The sequence below is a fragment of the Roseateles sp. L2-2 genome (assembly GCF_050613215.1).
Lineage (GTDB): Bacteria > Pseudomonadota > Gammaproteobacteria > Burkholderiales > Burkholderiaceae_C > Roseateles > Roseateles noduli.
On sequence record NZ_CP192509.1, the window covers coordinates 639,834 to 659,474 of the forward strand.

Here is a 19,641-nt window from a genome sequence, read left to right on the forward strand (position 1 = left end):
CTCGCGCTGCTCGTCTTCATCGTCTGGTGGACGATGTTCTCCGGTCGCAAGGGCGGCGAGCGACCCGACGACAGCGACGCCGCCTGAGCGGCGCCGCGGTCGATCGTTCGCGCGCCTGTCCTGCCTTCCTGAGGTTCAGCCCTTCGGCGGGACGAGGAAGCTCATCGGCTGACGGCGCATCCGTGCCCAGATCGCCGCGCGCACGCGCTTCTGATCGGCGAGCCGGATGCCGCGCGAGCGCAGCGCCACCTTGAACGCCAGGAAGAAGCTGACGCCCACGTTCAGCACGCCGGTGCCCAGGATGCTGATGACGCAGAGCCAGAACGGCCAGTGCTTGAGGACGTCGAGTCCCAGCGCGCCGGCCGCCGCGGCCAGTTGACCGGTGGACAGCGTCACGTGCCTGACCTCGATCGGCAGACCGAAGAAGCCCAGCAGCGCCGGCACCAGGCCGAGCATCAGGCCCAGGCTGATGTTGGCGGTCAGTCCGGAGATGTTGTCGCGCCACCAGCGCGACCAGCGCGCCGCCCGGCCCGCGCCCAGCCGCGCGACGATGCGCGGGTTCCACGCGATCGCGCTGTCCAGGCGGTGGAAGACGAACCAGTTCTCGACCCAGCCCGCGATCAGGCTGGACGCGAACAGCAGCACCCCGGTGAACGCGGCGAAGAACAGCGAGGGCCCCAGCACGGTCAGTGCATGCAGCACGTGCTCGGCCTCCTTCACGCCGACCAGCGGCTTGCCGAAGCTCAGCCAGGCTGCCAGCTGGACGATCAGCACCACCGGTGCGGCCAGCGCGAGGTTGCCGAGGATCCCCGCCGTCTGCGAGCGGAACAGGTGCGCGACCTCGTCGACGAAGGCCTGCAGGCCGGTGTCGCTGTCGATGTGGCGGAGCTTGTCGGCCAGCGCCGGCGCGGTCATCGCCGGCTGCTTGGTCGCGACGGTCCAGTGCAGCAGCAGGATGAGCACGAAGCTGCCCGCGTAGTTCACGCCCGCCCAGAAGCCGCCCCAGAACGCGGACAGTCCCAGCGCCATGATCGCGAACTTCATGAAGGTGGTGCCCGCGATCACCAGCCCGCCGCCACCGGCGCGGCGCAGCATGTCGCCGTACTCCTCGCGGTTGCGGGTGATGTAGTGCTCGCCGGTCTCGGCGCTGCGCTCCGCGACCTTGCGCGCCAGCAGCGAGTAGTGCCGCGCGAACAGCGTCCGGATGCTGCGGCGGTCGTGCACGACCGCGACCAGCGCCGCCACCAGGCGCAGCAGCTCGCGCTGCGGGTGATCCGCCAGCAGCACGGCGAGCAGGTCCTCGACGCGGCGCAGCCGCGCCTGCATCTGCTCGACGCCGAACATCAGGTCCACCGAGACGCCGTGCTCCTCCAGGTGGTCCGGCACGGAGCGCACCGCCGCCCGGCATTCGTCGAGCAGGCCGCGCAGGTACTGCAGCCGGCCGGGCAGGGCGGCCCGGTCGTGTTCGACGAGGGCGTGCTCGACCTGCTCCCACGCGGTGGCGAGGTTGCGGAACGGGCGCCGCGCCAGCAGCTGCGGATCCATCCGCACGCGCAGCGCGCCGGACAGGCCGGCCGAGCGCACCGAGCTCACCAGCACCGTGATCGCGGCGCGCATCTCCTCGCGCCAGTCGCCCTCGGGCGCGCCGGCGAAGAGCAGGCCCAGCCGCTCCAGCAGCTCGTCGTCGACGGCGGCGATCCACTGTTCGTCGGCCTCGTGCGGGAACAGCAGCTCGAACAGTTCGGACAGGTCCTTGGTGTCCGCGCTCAGCGGCAGCAGGCGGCGGCGCAGGCGGCCGAGGAACTCGTTCCACAGCGCCATGCGCGGCGCGAAGCCGACTTCCGCGAACAGGCTGATCGCGTCGACGTCGGCCCACACGCTGGCGATGACCTCGGCGAAGGCCTTGGCGTGGTCCGGATGACGCTCCAGCATGCGGAGCAGGTATTTGAGGCGCAGGATCGGCAGTGGCGCGGACGGCGCGGACGGCGCCCGGTCGTCCTTGAGCGGCGCGTGGCGCAGCCACTCGATCAATCGCACCAGCCAGAGGTTGCGCTCGGCGAGCGGCGCCTGCGGATGCGCCGCGTTCAGCAGCGCGGTGAGGTCCCAGCCCTGGCGACGGAACATCAATGCAGGGAGCCCGTGTCGGCCAGCAGGAACTCGGGCACGTCCGCGTGGAAGACTTCGGCCTTGTCCGTGACGCACAGGAAGCGGCCGCTCATCGTGCCGTGGCGGGTCGCGATCTGCGCCCAGGAGCTGTACTGGAAGCGCTCGCCCGGCTGCAGCAGCGGCTGGTGCCCGACGACGGCCAGCCCGTGCACTTCCTGTTCCTTGCCGTTGCCGTCCACGATGGTCCAGTGGCGGCCGATCAGCTGGGCGGTGACGTCGCCCCGGTTCTCGATCGTCACGGTGTAGCCGTACGCAAACTCGTTGCGGTCGGGGAAGGTCTGGTCGGCGAGCGGCTCGACGGCGACGCTGCAGTGGAAGTGCGGATGGGCCATCGCCGGATTCTAGGGAATCCGCGAGGCCCCACGTGGGCTATGCTGGCTACCGCACACAGCAGAAACAGAACCCGCTCGAACGGACCACCACACGCGACCGGCACGCACCGGACGCCATCCGTCATGGAGACAAGGGCAGGACACCCGTTGGCAGTTCCCCGTCCCAATCGACGCCAGGCCATGGCGCGCGGCTGCGCGCTGGTCGGCGTGGCCGCGACGGTCGCCGTGGACCTGGGGCTCGTGGCGGCGAACGCGGCGAACTCGGCGAGGGCCGCGCCGTCCGGCCCCCCGACGCCCGCCGTGCCGGGCGCCGGGGCGACCGGGCCGTTGACGCTGCGCAGCGCCGCCCAGGCGGGCGCGCCGGCCAAGTACGCGTCCGGCGATCCCTTGCGCCCCGGCCTGTGCGGCGAGATCGTCGCCGCCGTGATGCGGACCGATCCCGACCTGCACATCGAGGGCCTGAACCAGCAGGTGCCGCTGCGGCGGCTCGAACTGATGCTGAGCAACGGCGACCTCGACGTGTTCTTCTGCCTGCTCAAGTCCGAGCACCGCCATGCGCTGATGCGCTACCTGCCGGTGCCGCTGTACCGGATCTCGCACGTGCTGGCCATGCGTGCCGGCGACGAGCGCGCGCCGCGCACCTGGGACGAGTTGCGCGCCTTCTCGCGCCGCCAGCCGCTGCTGCTGGCGCAGGGCACCAAGCTGGCCGCGACGCTGCAGGAGGCGGACGTGGCCTTCATCGAATCCGCGCGCAGCGACAGGGAAGCGCTGCAGATGCTGGTGCGCGGACGCACGGGCGGCGTCTACGGCCAGGACTTCAACCTGCGCCAGGCCGCGCGCGGCGCGGGCCTGGAGGCGCGCGTGCGCATCGGGCCCCAGGTCTTCGAGGAGGAGACCCAGTACGTCGTGGTCTCCCGCCATCTGCCCGAGGCGGCGGTGGAGCGGCTCACCGACCGTCTGCGCCAGCTCAGCGCCTCCGGCGAGATCGCACGGCTGGCGGAACGTTACCGCTAGCGGGCGACCTGCGGCGTCCGCCAGGCGCCGCAGCCTTTCTACAATCGTCGCTTTTCCCGCCAGCGGCTCCGCGCCCGCCCCGCCATGAACCCGCCCACCTACCGCATCGCCCCCAGCATCCTGTCCGCCGATTTCGCCAGGCTGGGCGAGGAAGTCCGCAACGTGCTGGCCGCCGGCGCGGACTGGATCCACTTCGACGTGATGGACAACCATTACGTGCCCAACCTGACCTTCGGGCCCATGGTCTGCGAGGCGCTGAAGAAGCACGCGGTCAAGCCCGACGGTACGCCGGCGCCCATCGACGTGCACCTGATGGTGCAGCCGGTGGACAGCCTGGCGCAGGCCTTCTGCCGCGCCGGCGCGAACCTCGTCAGCTTCCATCCCGAAGCCAGCCAGCACGTGGACCGCACGATCCAGCTGATCAAATCCGAAGGCGCGCAGGCCGGCCTGGTGTTCAACCCGGCCACCCCGCTGGACGTGCTGGAGTGGGTCATCGACAAGGTCGACCTGGTGCTGATCATGAGCGTCAACCCCGGCTTCGGCGGCCAGAGCTTCATCCCCGGCGCGCTGAAGAAGCTGCAGCAGGCCAAGGCGATGATCCTGGCCAGCGGCCGCGACATCCGCCTGGAGATCGACGGCGGCGTCAAGGTCGACAACATCCGCGAGATCGCGGCCGCGGGCGCGGACACCTTCGTGGCGGGCTCGGCGATCTTCGGCAAGCCGGACTACAAGAGCGTCATCGACGCGATGCGCGCCGAGCTGGCGCTCTGAGCCCGGAAGCGTCGCCCCGGTGACCCGACTGCTGCTGGTCTGCGCGGCCAACCTGTGCCGCTCCCCGATGGCCGAGGCGGTGCTGCGCCTGCGCGCCGGCGAGCTCGGCCTGACCGAGGTGCACTCGGCCGGCGTGTTCGCGTCCTCGCGCGCGCATCCGGTCGACAAGCGCGCGCTGGCCGTGCTGGAACAGCGCGGCTACGGCATGGACCGGCGCTGGCGCTCGCGCAAGGTGAAGACCGACGACTTCGACCGCTACGACCTGATCCTGGCGATGGACCGCAGCGTGCTGCGCGGCCTGAAGGCGGCGAGGCCGGCGGTCTCGCCGGCGAAGCTGGGGCTGTTCCTCGCCGGCATGACCGGGCTGGGCCTGGACGAGGTGCCCGACCCGTACTACGGCGCGGGCAATGCCTTCGTCCACGTGCTCGACCTGATCGAGGCGCGCGTGCACACGTGGCCGAGGGACGAGGCGGTGTTCCACAAGACGGGTTGAGTCTAGACCTGGAGAGGCGGTGATGAGCGATCGGTTGGCGCAAGGGCCGGACGGCCAATGGCGATGCAAATGGTGCGAGGCCCCCGGCTTCGACATGTACCGCGACTATCACGACCACGAGTGGGGCTACCCCGTCCACGAGGACCGGCGGCTGTTCGAGAAGCTCTGCCTGGAGGGATTCCAGTCGGGTCTGTCGTGGCGGACCATCCTCGCGAAGCGCGAAAACTTCCGGAAAGCCTTCAAGCAGTTCGAGATCGCCAAGGTCGCGAAGTTCGGCGAGGCCGACGTCGCGCGGCTGCTCGCGGACGAGGGCATCGTGCGCCATCGCGGCAAGATCGAAGCGGCCATCCACAACGCATCCCGCGCGCTGGAGCTTCAGAAGGAAGCCGGCTCGCTGGCCGCGTTCTTCTGGCGCTTCGAGGACCCGGAGGAGGGCGGCGACGTGCGGCCCACGTCGGAGACCTCGGTGAAGCTCTCCAAGGAGCTGAAGAAACGCGGCTGGAAGTTCGTCGGCCCGACGACCGTTTATGCGTTCATGCAGGCGATGGGGCTTATCAACGACCATGCCCCGGGCTGCATCGGCCGCCAGACGGCGGCGGTTGCCCGCGTTGGCTTCACGCCGCCGCGGTGATCCCGGGCCGGCATGGGGCTTGGGGGGCCTGGAGGGATCCCCCATGCCCCGTGGAGGCCGCGCTCGGCGATGGCAGGTGGGCGGACCCCGTCAGTCCGCGACTCCTGGCGCGGGATGCTCGGTCAGGCGCGTCTCGGCGACCTCCCGCGTGTCCGGCCCCTTCCCGCTGAAGCGGTCCAGCGCCAGGTAGATCACGGGCGTGATGTAGAGCGTCACCGCCTGCGACAGGATCAGCCCGCCGACCACCGCCAGGCCCAGCGGCTGGCGCAGCTCCGCGCCAGCGCCCAGGCCCAGGGCGATCGGCAGCGCGCCCATCAGCGCGGCCAGCGTCGTCATCATGATCGGGCGGAAACGCAGGATGCAGGCCTCGCGGATCGCCTGCTGCGGCGTCATGCCGCCGTTGCGCTGCGCGTCCAGCGCGAAGTCGATCATCATGATCGCGTTCTTCTTCACGATGCCCACCAGCATCAGGATGCCGATGGTCGCGATGATGGTCAGCTCCATGCCCGCGAGCTGCAGCGTCAGCAGCGCGCCCACCGCCGCCGAGGGCAGCCCCGCCAGGATGGTCAGCGGATGGATGTAGCTCTCGTAGAGCACGCCCAGCAGCACGTAGATCACCGCGATCGCCAGCACGATCAGCAGCAGCTGCCCGCCCTGCGAATCCTTGAACACCGCGGCGTCGCCGCCGTAGCTGGTGATGATGGACGGCGGCAGGCCGATCTCCTTCGTGAACTGGTCGATCTTGGCCGTCGCATTGCCCAGCGGCACGTCCGGCGCCAGGTTGAAGCTCAGCGTGATCGCCTGCAGCTGGCCCTGGTGGTTGACCGCCGTCGGGCCGAGCTCGCGCTTCACGCTCGCGAAGGCCGTCAGCGGCACCATCGTGCTGTTCTTGCCGCGCAGGTAGATCTTGTCGAACGCGTCCTCGCTGAGGCGGTCGCTGTCGGTCGCCTCCATGATCACCTGGTAGGTGTTGCTCTCGGCGTAGATGCTGGAGACCTGGCGTTCGCCGAAGGCCGAGTACAGCGCGTTGCGCAGGTCCTGCATCTGCACGCCGAGCAGCGTCGCGCGCTCGCGGTCGATGACGAGGTTGGCCTGCAGCCCGCGCAGCTGCGAGTCGCTGGTGACGTCGCGGAACACCGGGTCGTTGCGCAGCTTGTCCTGCAGCTTCACGGCCCAGGTGTTGAGCTCGCCGGTGCTGACCGACTGCAGCGTGAACTGGTAGCGGCTCTTGGACTGGCGGCCGCCCAGCTGCAGGTTCTGCACCGGCCGCAGGTAGACCGCGATGCCGGGCACGCCGCGCAGCTTCTTGCGCAGCTGCTCCAGCACCTGCGGCATCGCCGGACGCTCGGCGCGCGGCTTCAGGTTGATGAAGAGCCGCCCCGTGTTGACGTTGCCGCCGCCCCCGCCGCCGCCCACCGCGGCGGACACCGACGACACCGACGGATCGTCCTGCACGATCTGCGCGACGCGTTCCTGCAGCACCGTCATCGCGGCGAAGGAGATGTCCTCGGACGCTTCGGTGCTGGCCTGGATCTGGCCGATGTCCTCTTCCGGGAAGAAGCCCTTGGGGATGACGATCCAGAGCCACGCGCTGGCGATGAAGGTGGCCAGCGCCACCACGCCCACGACCCAGCGGCGCGCCAGCGCCCAGTCCAGCGACGTCGTGTACTTGTTCAGCACCCAGCCGAAGCCGGCTTCGAAGGTGCGTCCGAGCGCGTTTTCTTCGACCTCGTGATGGCTGCTCAGGAAGCGGCTGCAGAGCATGGGCACCAGGGTCAGCGACACGCCGGCCGACACGCCGATCGCCAGCGACACGACGACGGCGAACTCGTGGAACAGCAGCCCGATCACTCCCGGCATGAAGAAGATCGGGATCAGCACGGCGATCAGCGAGATCGAGATCGACATGATGGTGAAGGCCATCTCGCGCGCGCCGCGGATGGCGGCGTCGAAGGGCGCCATGCCGTCCTCGACGTGGCGGTAGATGTTCTCCAGCATCACGATCGCGTCGTCCACCACCAGGCCCACGGCCAACGTGATCCCGAGCAGCGAGATGTTGTCCAGGCTGTAGCCCAGCGCGAACAGCAGCGTCACCGCGCCGATCAGCGAGATCGGCAGCGACAGCGTCGGGATCAGCGTCGCGACCATGCGGCGCAGGAACAGGAAGATCACCATCACGACCAGCGCCACCGTCAGCGCGAGCGTGAAGTAGACGTCGTGCAGACCCTCGCGGATGGACACCGAGCGGTCGTTGAGCGTGCTCATCTGCACCGAGGCCGGCAGCTGCGCGGCGAAGCGCGGCAGCATCGCCTTCACCGCGTCGACGACCTTCACCGTGTTGGCGTCGGGCTGGCGCTGCACGGCCAGCACGATGGAGCGCTCGCCGTTGAAGTTGGAGAAGGACTTGACGGTCTCGTAGCTGTCCTCGACGTCGGCGACCTCGCGCAGGAACACCGGCGCGCCGTTGCGCGTGGCCACGACGATGCCGCCGAAGGCGTTGGCGTCGCGCAGCTGCTTGTTGGCCTGGATGGTCAGCGTCTGGCGCGCGCCGTCCAGCGTGCCGACGGGGGTGTTGGCGTTGGCGCCCTTGACGGCGGCCTGCAGCTCGTCGAGCGTGATGTTGCGCTGCTGGAGCAGCTCGTTGCGCGCCTTGATGCGCACCGCGAAACGCTTCTGGCCGTAGATGGACACCTGCGCCACGCCGTCGATGGTCGACAGGCTGGGGGTGATCAGGTTCTCGGCGTAGTCGTTGAGCTCGGACAGGTTGATCGACGGCGAGGTCAGCGCCACCAGCAGCACCGGCGCGTCGGCCGGGTTGACCTTGCGGTAGGACGGCGGCGTCGTCATCTCGACCGGCAGCGCACGCAGCGAGCGGAACAGCGCGGCCTGCACGTCGACCGCGGCGGCGTCGATGTCGCGCGCGGAGTCGAACTCCAGCGTCAGCGAGCTGTTGCCCAGCGTGTTGGTCGAGGAGATCGTCGTGATGCCGGCGATGGTGGAGAACTGCTTCTCCAGCGGCAGCGCGACGGACGAGGCCATGGTCTCGGGGCTGGCGCCGGGGAGCACGGCCTGCACGTTGATGACCGGCGTGTTGAAGCTGGGCAGCGCGGCGACCGGGATGCGGCTCCAGGCGGCGATGCCGGCGACGACCAGCGCCACGTTCAGCAGCACGGTCATGACCGGCCGGCGGATGAAGAGTTCGGTGAGATTCATGGCAGCTTCCGCGGGGGCTGAAGGCTTCGGGACGTCAAGTCGTCGACGGCGTGGACCGGAAGGTCTGGAGGTCGGACAGCCGGATCAGGGCGCGGCGACGTCGGTGGCGGCGGCGCCGCCGCCCGCGGCGGCCGAGGCGGCGGCCAGGCGCGCGGCGGCGGCCGGATCGACGGCGGCGGGCTGCGTGCGCAGCGGCGTGCCGGGGCGCAGGTTCTGCTTGCCGTCCAGCACCACGGTCGCGCCCGCGTCGACGCCGTCGACGACGGCCATCTCGCCGAAGGTGTAGCGCAGCTTCACCGGCTTGAGCAGGGCGGTCTTGTCGGGGCCGACGACGTAGACCTGGCGATCGTTGCCGCGCAGGATGATCGCGGCCTGCGGGATCACGATCGCGTCCTTCATGCTGCGCAGCGTCATGCGCACGCGCAGGTACTGGCCGGGCCAGAGCTTCTGCGCGTCGTTGGTGAACTCGGCCTTCAGCTTGATGGTGCCGGTGGTGGCGTCGACGAGGTTGTCGACGAAGGTCAGCTTGCCGCGGGCCACCGATTCGACCGGCTTGCCGCCCTTGCTGTCCTTGCGGGACGGGCCGCCTTCGATCGAGGGCAGCACGACCTGGACCTCGGGCGGCGTGACCTGCGCGCCGGTGGCGCCGGGGCGCATCGCGTCGAGCACGGGCGCGAGCTCGGTCTCGGGCAGGTTGAAGCTGATGGCGATCGGATCGATCTGGACGATGTTGACCAGCGGCGTGCCGGTGGCGCTGGCCTGGACCAGGCTGCCGGGCCAGACGTTGACGGCGCCGGCGCGGCCGGCGAAGGGCGCGCGGATCTCGTTGTAGCTGAGCGCGACGGAGGCGGACTCGACGGCGGCGGCGTCCGCGTCGACGAGGCTGCGGCCGCCCTGCAGGCTGGCCAGCGCGGTGTCGACGGCGCTCTGCGCGACGAAGTTCTGTGCGAGCAGGTCCTTCGCGCGCTCGTACTGGCGCTGCAGGTCGCCGAGCGCAGCCTTGTCGCGGGCGAGCTGGGCGCGGGCCTTGTCGAGGTTGGCGCGGTCCGCACGTTCGTCGAAGCGGAAGAGCACCTGACCCTTGGTGACGGTCTGGCCGTCGTGGACGAGCACGTCGCGGATGGTCGAGGTGGTCTGGGCGCGCAGGTCGACCTGGTTGATCGGCGTGACGGTGCCGGAGGCTTCGACCGTGACCGGGACGTCGCGGCGCTGCGCGGTGACGACGCCGACGGTCTGGGTGCCGGCGGGACCGGAGGCTCCTCGGGCCGCGGCGGCAGGGCCGGCCTCGCCACCGTCACGGGAGGCGGCGCGCGACTTCCACCACCAGCCCCCGCCCGCGACGAGCAGCACGACGATCAAGGACAGGACAAGGGGCTTGCGGCGCATGAACACGTTCTCCAACGACAGTCATCCAGGGAGCACGTTGCAAAGCTCCCTGAGGGCGCGGAAGGTTAAGTCCGGTCCTTTCGATGATTGTTTCGTTCAGGTTAATCCTGCGCGTGCGGGAGGAAAACCTGTGCGATTGGAGCGTGAACGAGCGTTTCCGGCAGGCGTCAGAAGGCTTGCGGACTGCCTGCGCCGCTGGCCCTCACCCCCGCCCTCTCCCGCAAGCGGGAGAGGGAGTGAGAATGCACCGAGCCATTCGGAGCAGGATCACTGGGGTGGCCCCCTCTCCCGCTTGCGGGAGAGGGTGGGGGTGAGGGCCAGCGGCCGTCAGAGTACGAGTGCCTTCGCGAGCGCCGCGCCGACGACGGCGTTGTGCTTGACGAGAGCGATGTTGGTGACCAGGCTGGCGCCGCCGCTGAGGTCCTTGATGCGGGCGAGCAGATAGGGCGTGACCGCCTTGCCGCTGATGCCTTGCGCGGCGGCTTCCTGGAGCGCCTGCTCGACGAAGCCGTCGATGACGGCCTGGGGCATTTCATGCACGGCCGGCACCGGATTGCTGATCACCGCGCCGCCGCTCAATCCGAGCGCCCATTTCGTCCGCAGGAACCGCGCCTGGTCCGCCGGCGCGTCGATGCGGAAGTCCGCCTTCAATCCGCTGTCGCGCGTGTAGAACGCGGCGAAGTTCTCCTGCCCCACCGACAGCACCGGCACGCCGTGCGTCTCCAGGTATTCCAGCGTCAGCGCCAGATCGAGGATGCTCTTGGCGCCCGCGCAGACCACGGCCACCGGCGTGCGGGCCAGTTCCTGCAGGTCAGCGGAGATGTCGAAGGACGTCTCCGCGCCGCGATGCACGCCGCCGATGCCGCCGGTGACGAAGACCTCGATGCCGGCCAGGCGCGCGCAGATCATCGTCGCGGCCACCGTGGTGGCGCCGACGCGCCCGGTCGCCAGCGCGAAGGGAAGGTCGCGTCGGCTGAGCTTCATCGCATCGGGCGACTGACCGAGCAGCTCCAGCTGCGCGTCGTTCAGCCCGACGCGGATCTTCCCGTCCAGCACGGCGATCGTCGCGGGCACGGCGCCGTGTTCACGCACGATCGTCTCGACCTCGCGCGCGGTCTGCACGTTCTGCGGATACGGCATGCCGTGCGAAATGATCGTGGACTCCAGCGCCACCAGCGGACGGCCTTCGGCGCGCGCGGCAGCCACTTCGGGCGAGAAGTCGAGGAGGTTCTGGTCGATCAGGTCTTGCGTGTTCATGCGGGTGCTTTCGGGTTCGAAGGAGTCGTTCAGACGAGCAGCGCCGGGCTCAGCGCCTCGCTGACGGTGGCGTCGCTCTGCAGCGTCAGCGCGGCCAGCCGCAGGCCGAGCGCGCAGGCGCCGCGCAGGTCGTCGGGATCGCGGTGCAGCGCGGCGGCGATGCCGGCGGTCATCGCGTCGCCGGCGCCGGTGACCTCCCGGATCGAGGCCGGATCCAGCGACGGAGGCGGCAGCAGGACCAGGTCGTCGCCGTCGGAGAAGCGCACGCCCTGCGGGCCGTCGCTCATCACGAGCCGCTGCAGTCCCGCTTCGTGCAGGGATCGCCAGGCGGCGCGCAGGGCGTCGTCATCGGGCAGGGCGCGGCCGCAGAGCGCCTGCAGCTCGCCGCGGTTCAGCACCAGCAGCTCGACGCCGCGCAGGTCGGCACCGAGCCGCGCCATCTTCGGCTCCGAGACGGCCACCAGCAGCAGGCGCTGGTCGCGCAGCCGCGCCTCGGCGCGGAGCTCGTCGAGCGTCTCGCGCGGCAGGTTCAGGTCGGCCACCAGCCAGCGCGCCGGCGCGCGTTGCGGCGCGGTCTGGCGCAGGAAGGCGGGATCGAGCCGATCGGTCAATTCCATGTGGGCGAGCGCAAGCACCAGCTCGCCGTCGGGATCGAGCACCGCGGTGTAGCTGCCCGTCGCCGCGTCCGCCGCCTGCAGGCAGCCCGCGCAATCGACGCCCAGTCCCTGCAGCTGCGTCAGCAGCGTCTGCCCGGCGGCGTCGCGGCCGACGGCGGTCAGCAGATGCACCGGGAGACCGAGCCGGGCGAGGTTCTCCGCGATGTTGCGGGCGACGCCGCCCGCCGATTCATGCTGGCGCGCCGGATTCGAGCTGCCCATGCGCAGCGGCCCGACCGAGCGCAGCTTGCGGTCCAGGTTCGTGCCGCCTATGCAGACGATGGGCTGGCGTTGCGGCAGCACGTAGGCGCGGCCGAGGATGCGCCCCTCGCGCGTCAGCTGTCCGAGATGACCCGCCACGGCGGAGCGCGACAGCCCCAACTGGTCCGCCAGTTCCTGCTGGCCGATGAAGGGGTTGGCCTCGACCAGCGCCAGCAGTTGTTCCTTGGAGGAGAGTTCCTTGGGGGGCGTCATGGCGGCGGATTCTAGAGAGCTTCAAACCTTGATGCAAACATATGTCCTTCAATAAGACATTTGTCTATGCTGATGGGTGAGGACGCAAGGGACTCGCGCGATTAGCGAACTTTGCATACGCTTGACGCGCTCCCACAGACCGGTCACGGCGGGGAGTGCGCCGCATCAAACAGTCAAGGAGGACGCCATGCGGAAGAACTTGCCCGTCACCCAGCGCCAGTACGACTTCCCCGCCGACGCGACGCTGATGTCCACGACGGACACGAAGAGCCGGGTCACCTACGCTAACGAGGCCTTCGTCGAGGCCAGTGGCTTCACGACGGAGGAGCTGCTCGGCCAGCCCCACAACATCGTCCGGCATCCCGACATGCCGCCCGAGGCCTTCGGGGACATGTGGCAGACACTGCAGGGCGGCGAGTCCTGGACCGGGCTGGTGAAGAACCGGCGCAAGAACGGGGACCATTACTGGGTCCGCGCGAACGCGACGCCGGTGATGCGCAATGGCCAGCCGGTGGCCTACATGTCGGTGCGCACGCGGCCGTCGGCCGAGGAGATCGCCGGCGCGGAGCGCCTCTACGCCGACATGCGCGAAGGGCGCGCCAGGCACCTGCGCATCCACAAGGGCGTGCTGGTGCGCACGGGCGCGATGGCGTGGACCTCGATGCTCAAGACCATGCCGGTCAGGTGGCGGGTGCGGCTGCCGCTGCTCGCGCTGACGATCGCGGCGATCGTGTCCGCGTGGATGAGCGCCGCGACGCTGGCCGCCGCGGCGATGTGGATAGGCGCCTTCGTGGTGGTCTCGCTGCTGGCGATGTGGTTCCTGGAGGCTCAGGTCGTGGCGCCCATGGAGCAGCTCGCCCGCCATGCCAAGCGCGTCGCCAGCGGCGACACGCGCGAACCGCTGCAGATGGACCGCGTCGACGAGATCGGCATGGCGCTGCGATCGCTCAACCAGCTGGGACTGATGTTCCGCTGGGTGATCGACGACGTCGCGGCCCAGGTGGTGACGGTGCGGTCGTCGAGCGGGGACATCCTCAACGGCAACAACGAGATCAGCGCGCGGACCGAGCAGGCCTCGGCGAGCCTGCAGCAGACGGCCGCGTCGATGGAGGAGATGAGCGCCACCGTGCGCAGCAACGCCGACGCGGCGCGGCAGGCCGAGGATCTCGCGCAGGGCGCGAGCGTGGCGGCGGCGCAGGGCGGCGAGGTGGTCCGCAACGTCAACGAGACCATGGTCGGGATCACGACCTCCAGCAAGCGGATCGGCGACATCATCGGCGTCATCGACGGGATCGCGTTCCAGACCAACATCCTAGCGTTGAACGCGGCGGTCGAGGCCGCGCGGGCCGGCGAGCAGGGACGCGGGTTCGCGGTCGTCGCGAGCGAGGTGCGATCGCTGGCGCAACGCAGCGCGGCGGCGGCCAAGGAGATCAAGCAGCTGATCGGGGAAAGCGTCGAACGCGTGGAAGCCGGCGGACGTCAGGTCGACGAGGCCAGCAAGGCGATGCACGAGATCGTCCAGCAGGTGAGGAGCGTCTCGGCGCTGATCTCGACCATCGGCAATGCGACGCGCGAGCAGGCGACGGGCATCGCCCAGGTCAGTCAGGCCGTCAGTGAACTCGATCGGACGACCCAGCAGAACGCCGCACTGGTGCAGCGGTCCGCGGGGGCGAGCGATTCACTCGAGAAACAGGCCACGCAGCTGGTGCAGGCGGTGGCCGTGTTCCGGATGAGTTAGAAGAACCCCAACTTCTTCTGCGAGTAGCTGACCAGCAGGTTCTTCGTCTGCTGGTAGTGGTCCAGCATCATCTTGTGGGTCTCGCGACCGATGCCGGATTCCTTGTAGCCGCCGAAGGTCGCGTGCGCCGGATAGGCGTGATAGCAATTGGTCCACACGCGGCCGGCCTTGATGCCCTTGCCCATGCGGAAGGCCGTGTTGATGTCGCGCGACCACACGCCCGCACCCAGCCCGTACGGCGTGTCGTTGGCGATGCGCAGCGCCTCCTCCTCCGTCTTGAAGGTCGTCACCGCCAGCACGGGGCCGAAGATCTCCTCGCGGAAGATCCGCATGTCGTTGGTGCCCTTGAAGAGCGTCGGCTCGATGTAATAGCCCCCCGCCAGGTCGCCGCCCAGCTGCGCGCGTCCGCCGCCGATCAGGCACTGCGCGCCCTCCTGCTTGCCGATCTCCAGATACGACAGGATCTTGTCGAGCTGCATCGACGAGGCCTGCGCGCCCATCATGGTCTCGGTATCCAGCGGGTTGCCCTGCTTGATCGCCTTCACGCGGTCGATGGCGCGCGCGATGAACTTGTCGTAGATCGACTCGTGGATCAGCGCGCGCGACGGGCAGGTGCAGACCTCGCCCTGATTGAACGCGAACAGCACCAGGCCCTCGATCGCCTTGTCGAACAGGTCGTCGTCCTGCGCGGCGATGTCGGGGAAGAACACGTTCGGGCTCTTGCCGCCGAGTTCCAGCGTGGCCGGGATCAGGTTGGTCGCCGCGGCCTGCGCGATGACACGGCCCGTCGCCGTCGAGCCGGTGAAGGCGATCTTCCCGATGCGCTTGCTCTGCGCCAGCGGCATGCCCGCTTCCTTGCCGTAACCGTTGACGATGTTGAGCACGCCCGGCGGCAGCAGATCGGCGATCAGCTCCGCCAGGACCAGGATGCTGACCGGCGTCGACTCGGCCGGCTTGAGCACGACCGCGTTGCCCGCGCCGATCGCCGGCGCCAGCTTCCAGGCCGCCATCAGGATCGGGAAGTTCCACGGGATGATCTGGCCGACGACGCCCAGCGGCTCGTGGAAGTGGTACGCGATGGTGTTGGCGTCGATCTCGCTGAGGCCGCCCTCCTGCGCCCGCAGACAGCCGGCGAAGTAGCGGAAGTGGTCGACCGCCAGCGGCAGGTCGGCGTTCAGCGTTTCGCGCATCGGCTTGCCGTTGTCGACGGTCTCGGCGTAGGCGAGCAGTTCCAGGTTCTGCTCGATGCGGTCGGCGATGCGCAGCAGCACGTTGGCGCGCTCGGCCGCGGGCGTGCCGCCCCACTTCTCGGCGGCGGCGTGCGCGGCGTCCAGCGCCAGGTCGATGTCGGCGGCGGTCGAGCGCGCCGCCTGCGCGAAGACCTGCCCGGTGATGGGCGTGATCACGTCGAAGTACTGGCCGTCGCGCGGCGCGACCCACTGGCCGCCGATGAAGTTGTCGTAGCGCTTCTTGAACTGCACCGGCGCGCCGGCCGCGTTGGGCTTGGCGTAGATCATGGGGTTGTCTCCTGGTGGTTGAAGGCGAGGACGCCGGGACGGTCGTTGCATGGGGCGTGCCAGCGCGGGCTTCGCGCGCAAGACCCTGCTTGCCGGGCGGAAAGCCTCTTCCCATCGCGGTCCGAATTGGTCAGGATCGGTCCAGCCTGGACCACACGCCTCGACGGCGGGACAGGTGTTCCGGAATGGAACACCCAAGGAGACAACGGCATGGTGAAGACACCGGGCGGGGCCGCTTTGGCCCCGCGACTGCTGCGCGCGGCGCGGCGCGAACTGCTGGACACGGGCCGGCTCAGCGTCGAGACGCTGGACGAAGGGCTGAGCCGCAGCTGGCTGCGCAGCCGCGACTTCGGCCTGAGCCCCGTCGGCCGTCCGCCGGGCGCGCCGCACGCGTCGGGCGCGCAGCTGCGGCGGGCGCTGGAGCGCCAGCATGAACTGGTCGCCCACGCGCGACCGGTGATGGAGGACCTCTTCGCACAGACCGGCGACGGCGAGGGCCTCGTGATCCTGGCCGACGCGCAGGGGCTGCTGCTGGGGGCCCTGGGCGACGGGCGCTTCGTCGACCGTGCGCAGCGCGTGGCGCTGCGACCCGGCGCGATCTGGGACGAGCGCTGGCGGGGCACGAACGCGATCGGCACGGCGCTGGCGGAGCAGCGGCCGGTGGCGGTGCTCGGCGGCGAGCACTTCCTGGAGCGCAACGCCTTCCTCAGCTGCACCGCGGCGCCTATCCGCGATCCGCAGGGGCGCGTGCTGGGCGTGCTCGACATCTCCGGCGAGCAGCGCGGCTTCCAGCGGCACACGTTGGCGCTGGTGCGCTCGGCGGCGCGCATGGTCGAGCACCGGCTCTTCCAGACGCGACACGCTGACGGGCTCCGTCTGCAGATGCACGTTCAGCCGGAAGGGCTGGGGACGCCGACCGAGGGCCTGCTCGCGCTGAGCGAGGACGGCTGGATCCTCGGCTGCAACGCGGCGGCGCTGGCCTGGCTGGGGACCGACGCGGCACGGCCGAGTCCGCTGGAGTCGGTGCTGCCCGTGCGATGGGCCGAGTTGATGGACTGGGCGCGGCAGGACGGCGAGGGCGCCCGGATGCTCCACCGCGACGGCGCGCCTGCGCTGTGGTTGCGACTCGATGCGCCGCGCGGGTGGCGGCGGCCCGCCGCGCCCGCTGCACCTGTTGCGAACCTCCGGGCTTCTGAGAATCCGCCGCATGCATCGACGGCGGACGACGCTCTGCAGGCGTTGGACCTCGGCGACGCCGCGATGCATCAGGCGGTGTTGCGCGCGCGTCGCGTGCTCGACAAGCCGATCCCACTGCTGCTCCAGGGCGAGTCCGGCGTCGGCAAGGACCTGTTCGCCCGCGCGGTGCACGACAGCGGCCCGCGCCGCGATCGTCCCTACGTGGCGGTGAACTGCGCCGCGCTGCCGGAGACGCTGATTGAAGCGGAGCTTTTCGGCTACCGGCCGGGCGCGTTCACCGGGGCGTCGCGCGAAGGCGCGGCAGGGCGGCTGCGCGAGGCGCACGGCGGGACCTTGTTCCTCGACGAGATCGGCGACATGCCGCTGCCGTTGCAGGCGCGGCTGCTGCGGGTGCTGCAGGACCGGCAGGTGCAGCCGCTGGGCGGCGGGCCGTCGGTGCAGGTGGACTTCCAGCTGATCGGCGCGAGCCACCGCCCGCTGCGGCCCCTGGTCGCGCAGGGCCTGTTCCGCGAGGACCTGTATTACCGGCTGAACGGCCTGACGCTGTGCCTCCCGCCGCTGCGGGAGCGCCAGGACTTGCCCGTGCTGGTGGCGCGCCTGCTGGCGGCGCTGGAGCCGACCCGGCGCGTGGTGCTCGACCCGACGCTGGCGAGGGAGTTGAGCGCCTACCGCTGGCCCGGCAACGTGCGCCAGCTGGAGCAGGCGCTGCGCATCGCTTGCGTGCTCATGGAGCCCGGCGAGTCGGTGATCCGTCGCGGGCACCTGCCGGACGATCTCGTGGAGGAGCTGGATCAGCACCGGTCGATGGCCATCCCGGTGCTCGTGCCGCCGCCGACGCGGACATCGAGCGCATCGACGTCCCGATCCGGCGCGTCGTCGCAGCGGGCCGCTCCGGCGGAGGCGCCGCCCGCGATGCTGCGGGACCAGTCGCGGGCGCATGCGCGGAAGGTCCTCGACGACTGCGACGGCAACCACTCCGCGGCGGCGCGGCGTCTGGGCATCGGACGCAACACGCTGTACCGACTGCTGAAGTCGCCCGGCGCGTAGAGGGAAACGACCGCGCGTGGATGCGCGGAGTGGCCGCGTAGGTCATCGCCTCACAGGCACATCAGCGATCCGCCGAAGCCGCGCTGGGGAGAACCCGCCTTTCGAGCCCATCGGCTGCTGCGTATTCTTTCGTTCATGCGGTCCAGGGTTTCTTGGTGGTGGATCCGCAGAGGCGCAAGCCGGACGTCAATGGGTAAGGCGGACATTCGAAAGGATGTCCGCCTTCGTCTTTTGCGGGCTGTGGACGTGGTGCGTTGGCTTGGCTCAGACGGAGAACTGTTGAATCGCTCGACCTACGCGCGCGCTTTCCATGAGCACGCTCAATTCCTCCGTCAGTTGAAAAGCGGTGCCGCAGGGAATGCGCATGAAGTTGTAGACGAGGCTGACCGAGTAACCGCCGTCGATGTCGACGTCCCAGCCCGCAATGATCCGACCCTCCTTCTCGTTCTTGGTGCTTCGGATCACGAGCCGTTGAGGGAGATCGGAGATGTTCATGGTCTTCTCGTCCTCCTTGTTCCGAAACTCGCCGACGTAGAGCTCGGCATTGCCGAAGGTTGCGCTGCGGATCGCAAGATCCAGTTGATCGAGGATGCCCCGAATCTCCGCGCGTTCGGCCTCAGCAGTGTTTGCGGTCGCGACTCCCTCCTGGATGTGTCGTAGGAAATCAGTCATGAGGAAGTCCTTTCTAGGTGTCCGATGATGGGAAGGTGGTCGAAGATGCCCTGGGGAAAAGTCTCGTCGTTGTCCAACGCCGGGAGGGTCGACACGCGGGTGTTCTCCTCATTCAGACGCCAGCCGGATCGGCCAAGAAGTAGCGCCGAGGACACGATCAGTTGATCGAAGGTGTGCCAGTCGGAGTACTGCCCCGCGGGGTGGTGATAGGTGCCGGCATCGCAGTCCTGGTCTTTGGTCGAGCGCAGCGGAAGTGAACTGAGATGACGCCAGAACGGGTTGTAGAGAAAGTTCGGATTCCTGAGGACCTTGTTCCTGTCCCGGCTCGCATAGAGGTACCGCTCCAGGCCCTCATCGAAGGGCTCATCATTGAAGTCTCCGATCAGGATGAGGTTCTCCCACCTGAGCGAGCAGAGCTGATCGTCTATCCAACGCCTCAGGTGGGCCGCGATGTGGGTCCGCGCGCTATCGCTGCGATCCAGGTGGAGCCTGCTGGGCCAGTGCGACGCGATCAGGCTGAAGGGGGCGCCGCCTTCGTGCGGTCGGATCAGAAAGTGCAGGCCCACCTTGCAGGTGCGCTCCCCATCGTTCCTGACGATGGGCGAGCTGAAATCCACGGTGACGCGATTCGTCCTGCTGAGCACGCAGAACGAGAAGCGGCCCAGGCCGGCCTTATGGAAGGCGGGAAGCCATGTGAATTCGGAACGAGCGATCGGGCAAGCCTCCCGCAGGCCCTTGACGCTGGACTCCGCCATCTCGCCCAGCACGATGACATCCGCCCGGTTTTCCTCCAGCAGATGGCACAACATCTTGCTGGCCAGCTTGAAATCATCGGAGCTCGCCCTGTCGGGGGCTCGCGGCGGCGATAGCCCCGTGTTCCACCACGCAATGCGAAGGTCCCGATCGGGATGGTGTTGTTCAGTCGGTTCGTCTGTCTTCATGGCCGGAATACATCCTCGGCAACGCTGCGTTCGACATCGCCGAGCCCTGGCTGCCGGCGCCTGCTCCACTGCGGAATTTCGCGGGGAGGGCAGTCACTCTACGGGGGCGGGATTCGCAAGGCCAGCGTCGGAGCGC

The 19,641-nt window shown here is 69.4% G+C and carries 15 protein-coding genes; 6 read left to right on the plus strand and 9 right to left on the minus strand.

Annotation, left to right across the window (positions count from 1 at the left end; all coding sequences use genetic code 11):
- Positions 1-135: 135 nt before the first annotated feature.
- On the minus strand, positions 136-2,124 hold the full coding sequence (locus tag ACQZ13_RS02935; RefSeq protein ID WP_431049799.1) for a site-specific recombinase: 1,989 nt from the start codon (positions 2,122-2,124) through the stop codon (positions 136-138).
- The gene (apaG, locus tag ACQZ13_RS02940) at positions 2,124-2,498 is read right to left on the minus strand and encodes a Co2+/Mg2+ efflux protein ApaG (RefSeq protein ID WP_088405969.1); all 375 of its coding nucleotides are present in this window, start codon (positions 2,496-2,498) and stop codon (positions 2,124-2,126) included. Before apaG ends, ACQZ13_RS02935 begins: the two co-directional genes overlap by 1 nt.
- A 147-nt stretch (positions 2,499-2,645) precedes the next feature.
- Here apaG and ACQZ13_RS02945 point away from each other — a divergent pair, with 147 nt between their 5' ends.
- The 4 genes from ACQZ13_RS02945 (at position 2,646) to ACQZ13_RS02960 (ending at position 5,407) form a co-directional block, all read left to right on the plus strand.
- The gene (locus tag ACQZ13_RS02945) at positions 2,646-3,512 is read left to right on the plus strand and encodes a substrate-binding periplasmic protein (RefSeq protein WP_431049800.1); all 867 of its coding nucleotides are present in this window, start codon (positions 2,646-2,648) and stop codon (positions 3,510-3,512) included.
- 84 nt (positions 3,513-3,596) lie between these two features.
- On the plus strand, positions 3,597-4,283 hold the full coding sequence (gene rpe / locus ACQZ13_RS02950) for a ribulose-phosphate 3-epimerase (protein WP_431049801.1): 687 nt from the start codon (positions 3,597-3,599) through the stop codon (positions 4,281-4,283).
- Between the two features lie 19 nt (positions 4,284-4,302).
- The gene (locus ACQZ13_RS02955) at positions 4,303-4,776 is read left to right on the plus strand and encodes a low molecular weight protein-tyrosine-phosphatase (protein WP_431049802.1); all 474 of its coding nucleotides are present in this window, start codon (positions 4,303-4,305) and stop codon (positions 4,774-4,776) included.
- Between the two features lie 22 nt (positions 4,777-4,798).
- Entirely contained in the window at positions 4,799-5,407 is a 609-nt protein-coding gene (locus ACQZ13_RS02960) for a DNA-3-methyladenine glycosylase I (RefSeq protein ID WP_431049803.1), read from the plus strand.
- 90 nt (positions 5,408-5,497) lie between these two features.
- On the opposite strand, the gene ACQZ13_RS02965 is transcribed toward ACQZ13_RS02960, so the two are convergent.
- The 4 genes from ACQZ13_RS02965 to ACQZ13_RS02980 all read right to left on the minus strand — a co-directional run bounded on the left by ACQZ13_RS02965 (position 5,498) and on the right by ACQZ13_RS02980 (position 12,393).
- Complete coding sequence (locus tag ACQZ13_RS02965) at positions 5,498-8,620, minus strand: efflux RND transporter permease subunit (RefSeq protein ID WP_431049804.1); 3,123 nt, start codon at positions 8,618-8,620, stop codon at positions 5,498-5,500.
- 84 nt (positions 8,621-8,704) lie between these two features.
- Positions 8,705-10,006, minus strand: a complete 1,302-nt coding sequence (locus ACQZ13_RS02970) for an efflux RND transporter periplasmic adaptor subunit (RefSeq protein WP_431049805.1) — start codon at positions 10,004-10,006, stop codon at positions 8,705-8,707.
- A gap of 327 nt (positions 10,007-10,333) precedes the next feature.
- Positions 10,334-11,263, minus strand: coding sequence for a pseudouridine-5'-phosphate glycosidase (locus tag ACQZ13_RS02975; RefSeq protein ID WP_431049806.1), 930 nt, complete (start codon positions 11,261-11,263; stop codon positions 10,334-10,336).
- 29 nt (positions 11,264-11,292) lie between these two features.
- A complete protein-coding gene (locus ACQZ13_RS02980) occupies positions 11,293-12,393 on the minus strand; it encodes a carbohydrate kinase (protein ID WP_431049807.1) in 1,101 nt (366 codons plus the stop codon).
- Positions 12,394-12,580: 187 nt separating this feature from the next.
- Here ACQZ13_RS02980 and ACQZ13_RS02985 point away from each other — a divergent pair, with 187 nt between their 5' ends.
- Entirely contained in the window at positions 12,581-14,131 is a 1,551-nt protein-coding gene (locus ACQZ13_RS02985) for a methyl-accepting chemotaxis protein (protein WP_431049808.1), read from the plus strand.
- Here ACQZ13_RS02985 and adh read toward each other — a convergent pair.
- Positions 14,128-15,648 (minus strand): aldehyde dehydrogenase, encoded by a 1,521-nt coding sequence (gene adh / locus ACQZ13_RS02990; protein ID WP_431049809.1) that lies wholly within the window; start codon positions 15,646-15,648, stop codon positions 14,128-14,130. The two genes, ACQZ13_RS02985 and adh, sit on opposite strands and share 4 nt — an antisense overlap.
- Before the next feature lie 210 nt (positions 15,649-15,858).
- Between adh and ACQZ13_RS02995 the strand changes: the two genes are divergently transcribed.
- Positions 15,859-17,892: a sigma-54-dependent Fis family transcriptional regulator gene (locus ACQZ13_RS02995; RefSeq protein ID WP_431049810.1), complete on the plus strand. Its 2,034-nt coding sequence runs from the start codon at positions 15,859-15,861 to the stop codon at positions 17,890-17,892.
- 264 nt (positions 17,893-18,156) lie between these two features.
- Here the strand turns inward: ACQZ13_RS02995 and ACQZ13_RS03000 are convergent, their stop codons facing one another.
- Complete coding sequence (locus ACQZ13_RS03000) at positions 18,157-18,564, minus strand: hypothetical protein (protein WP_431049811.1); 408 nt, start codon at positions 18,562-18,564, stop codon at positions 18,157-18,159.
- Positions 18,561-19,505, minus strand: a complete 945-nt coding sequence (locus ACQZ13_RS03005; RefSeq protein ID WP_431049812.1) for an endonuclease/exonuclease/phosphatase family protein — start codon at positions 19,503-19,505, stop codon at positions 18,561-18,563. The genes ACQZ13_RS03000 and ACQZ13_RS03005 overlap by 4 nt, the downstream gene beginning before the upstream one ends.
- Between the last annotated feature and the right edge of the window lie 136 nt (positions 19,506-19,641).

What these genes read in the sequence shown, in the direction of transcription:
- ACQZ13_RS02935 (WP_431049799.1), bottom strand. Translation starts at nt 2,124, where the DNA reads ATGTTCCGTCGCCAGGGCTGGGACCTCACCGCGCTGCTGAACGCGGCG.
- apaG (WP_088405969.1), bottom strand. Translation starts at nt 2,498, where the DNA reads ATGGCCCATCCGCACTTCCACTGCAGCGTCGCCGTCGAGCCGCTCGCC.
- rpe (WP_431049801.1), top strand. Translation starts at nt 3,597, where the DNA reads ATGAACCCGCCCACCTACCGCATCGCCCCCAGCATCCTGTCCGCCGAT.
- ACQZ13_RS02960 (WP_431049803.1), top strand. Translation starts at nt 4,799, where the DNA reads ATGAGCGATCGGTTGGCGCAAGGGCCGGACGGCCAATGGCGATGCAAA.
- ACQZ13_RS02965 (WP_431049804.1), bottom strand. Translation starts at nt 8,620, where the DNA reads ATGAATCTCACCGAACTCTTCATCCGCCGGCCGGTCATGACCGTGCTG.
- ACQZ13_RS02970 (WP_431049805.1), bottom strand. Translation starts at nt 10,006, where the DNA reads ATGCGCCGCAAGCCCCTTGTCCTGTCCTTGATCGTCGTGCTGCTCGTC.
- ACQZ13_RS02975 (WP_431049806.1), bottom strand. Translation starts at nt 11,263, where the DNA reads ATGAACACGCAAGACCTGATCGACCAGAACCTCCTCGACTTCTCGCCC.
- ACQZ13_RS02980 (WP_431049807.1), bottom strand. Translation starts at nt 12,393, where the DNA reads ATGACGCCCCCCAAGGAACTCTCCTCCAAGGAACAACTGCTGGCGCTG.
- ACQZ13_RS02985 (WP_431049808.1), top strand. Translation starts at nt 12,581, where the DNA reads ATGCGGAAGAACTTGCCCGTCACCCAGCGCCAGTACGACTTCCCCGCC.
- adh (WP_431049809.1), bottom strand. Translation starts at nt 15,648, where the DNA reads ATGATCTACGCCAAGCCCAACGCGGCCGGCGCGCCGGTGCAGTTCAAG.
- ACQZ13_RS02995 (WP_431049810.1), top strand. Translation starts at nt 15,859, where the DNA reads ATGGTGAAGACACCGGGCGGGGCCGCTTTGGCCCCGCGACTGCTGCGC.
- ACQZ13_RS03000 (WP_431049811.1), bottom strand. Translation starts at nt 18,564, where the DNA reads ATGACTGATTTCCTACGACACATCCAGGAGGGAGTCGCGACCGCAAAC.
- ACQZ13_RS03005 (WP_431049812.1), bottom strand. Translation starts at nt 19,505, where the DNA reads ATGAAGACAGACGAACCGACTGAACAACACCATCCCGATCGGGACCTT.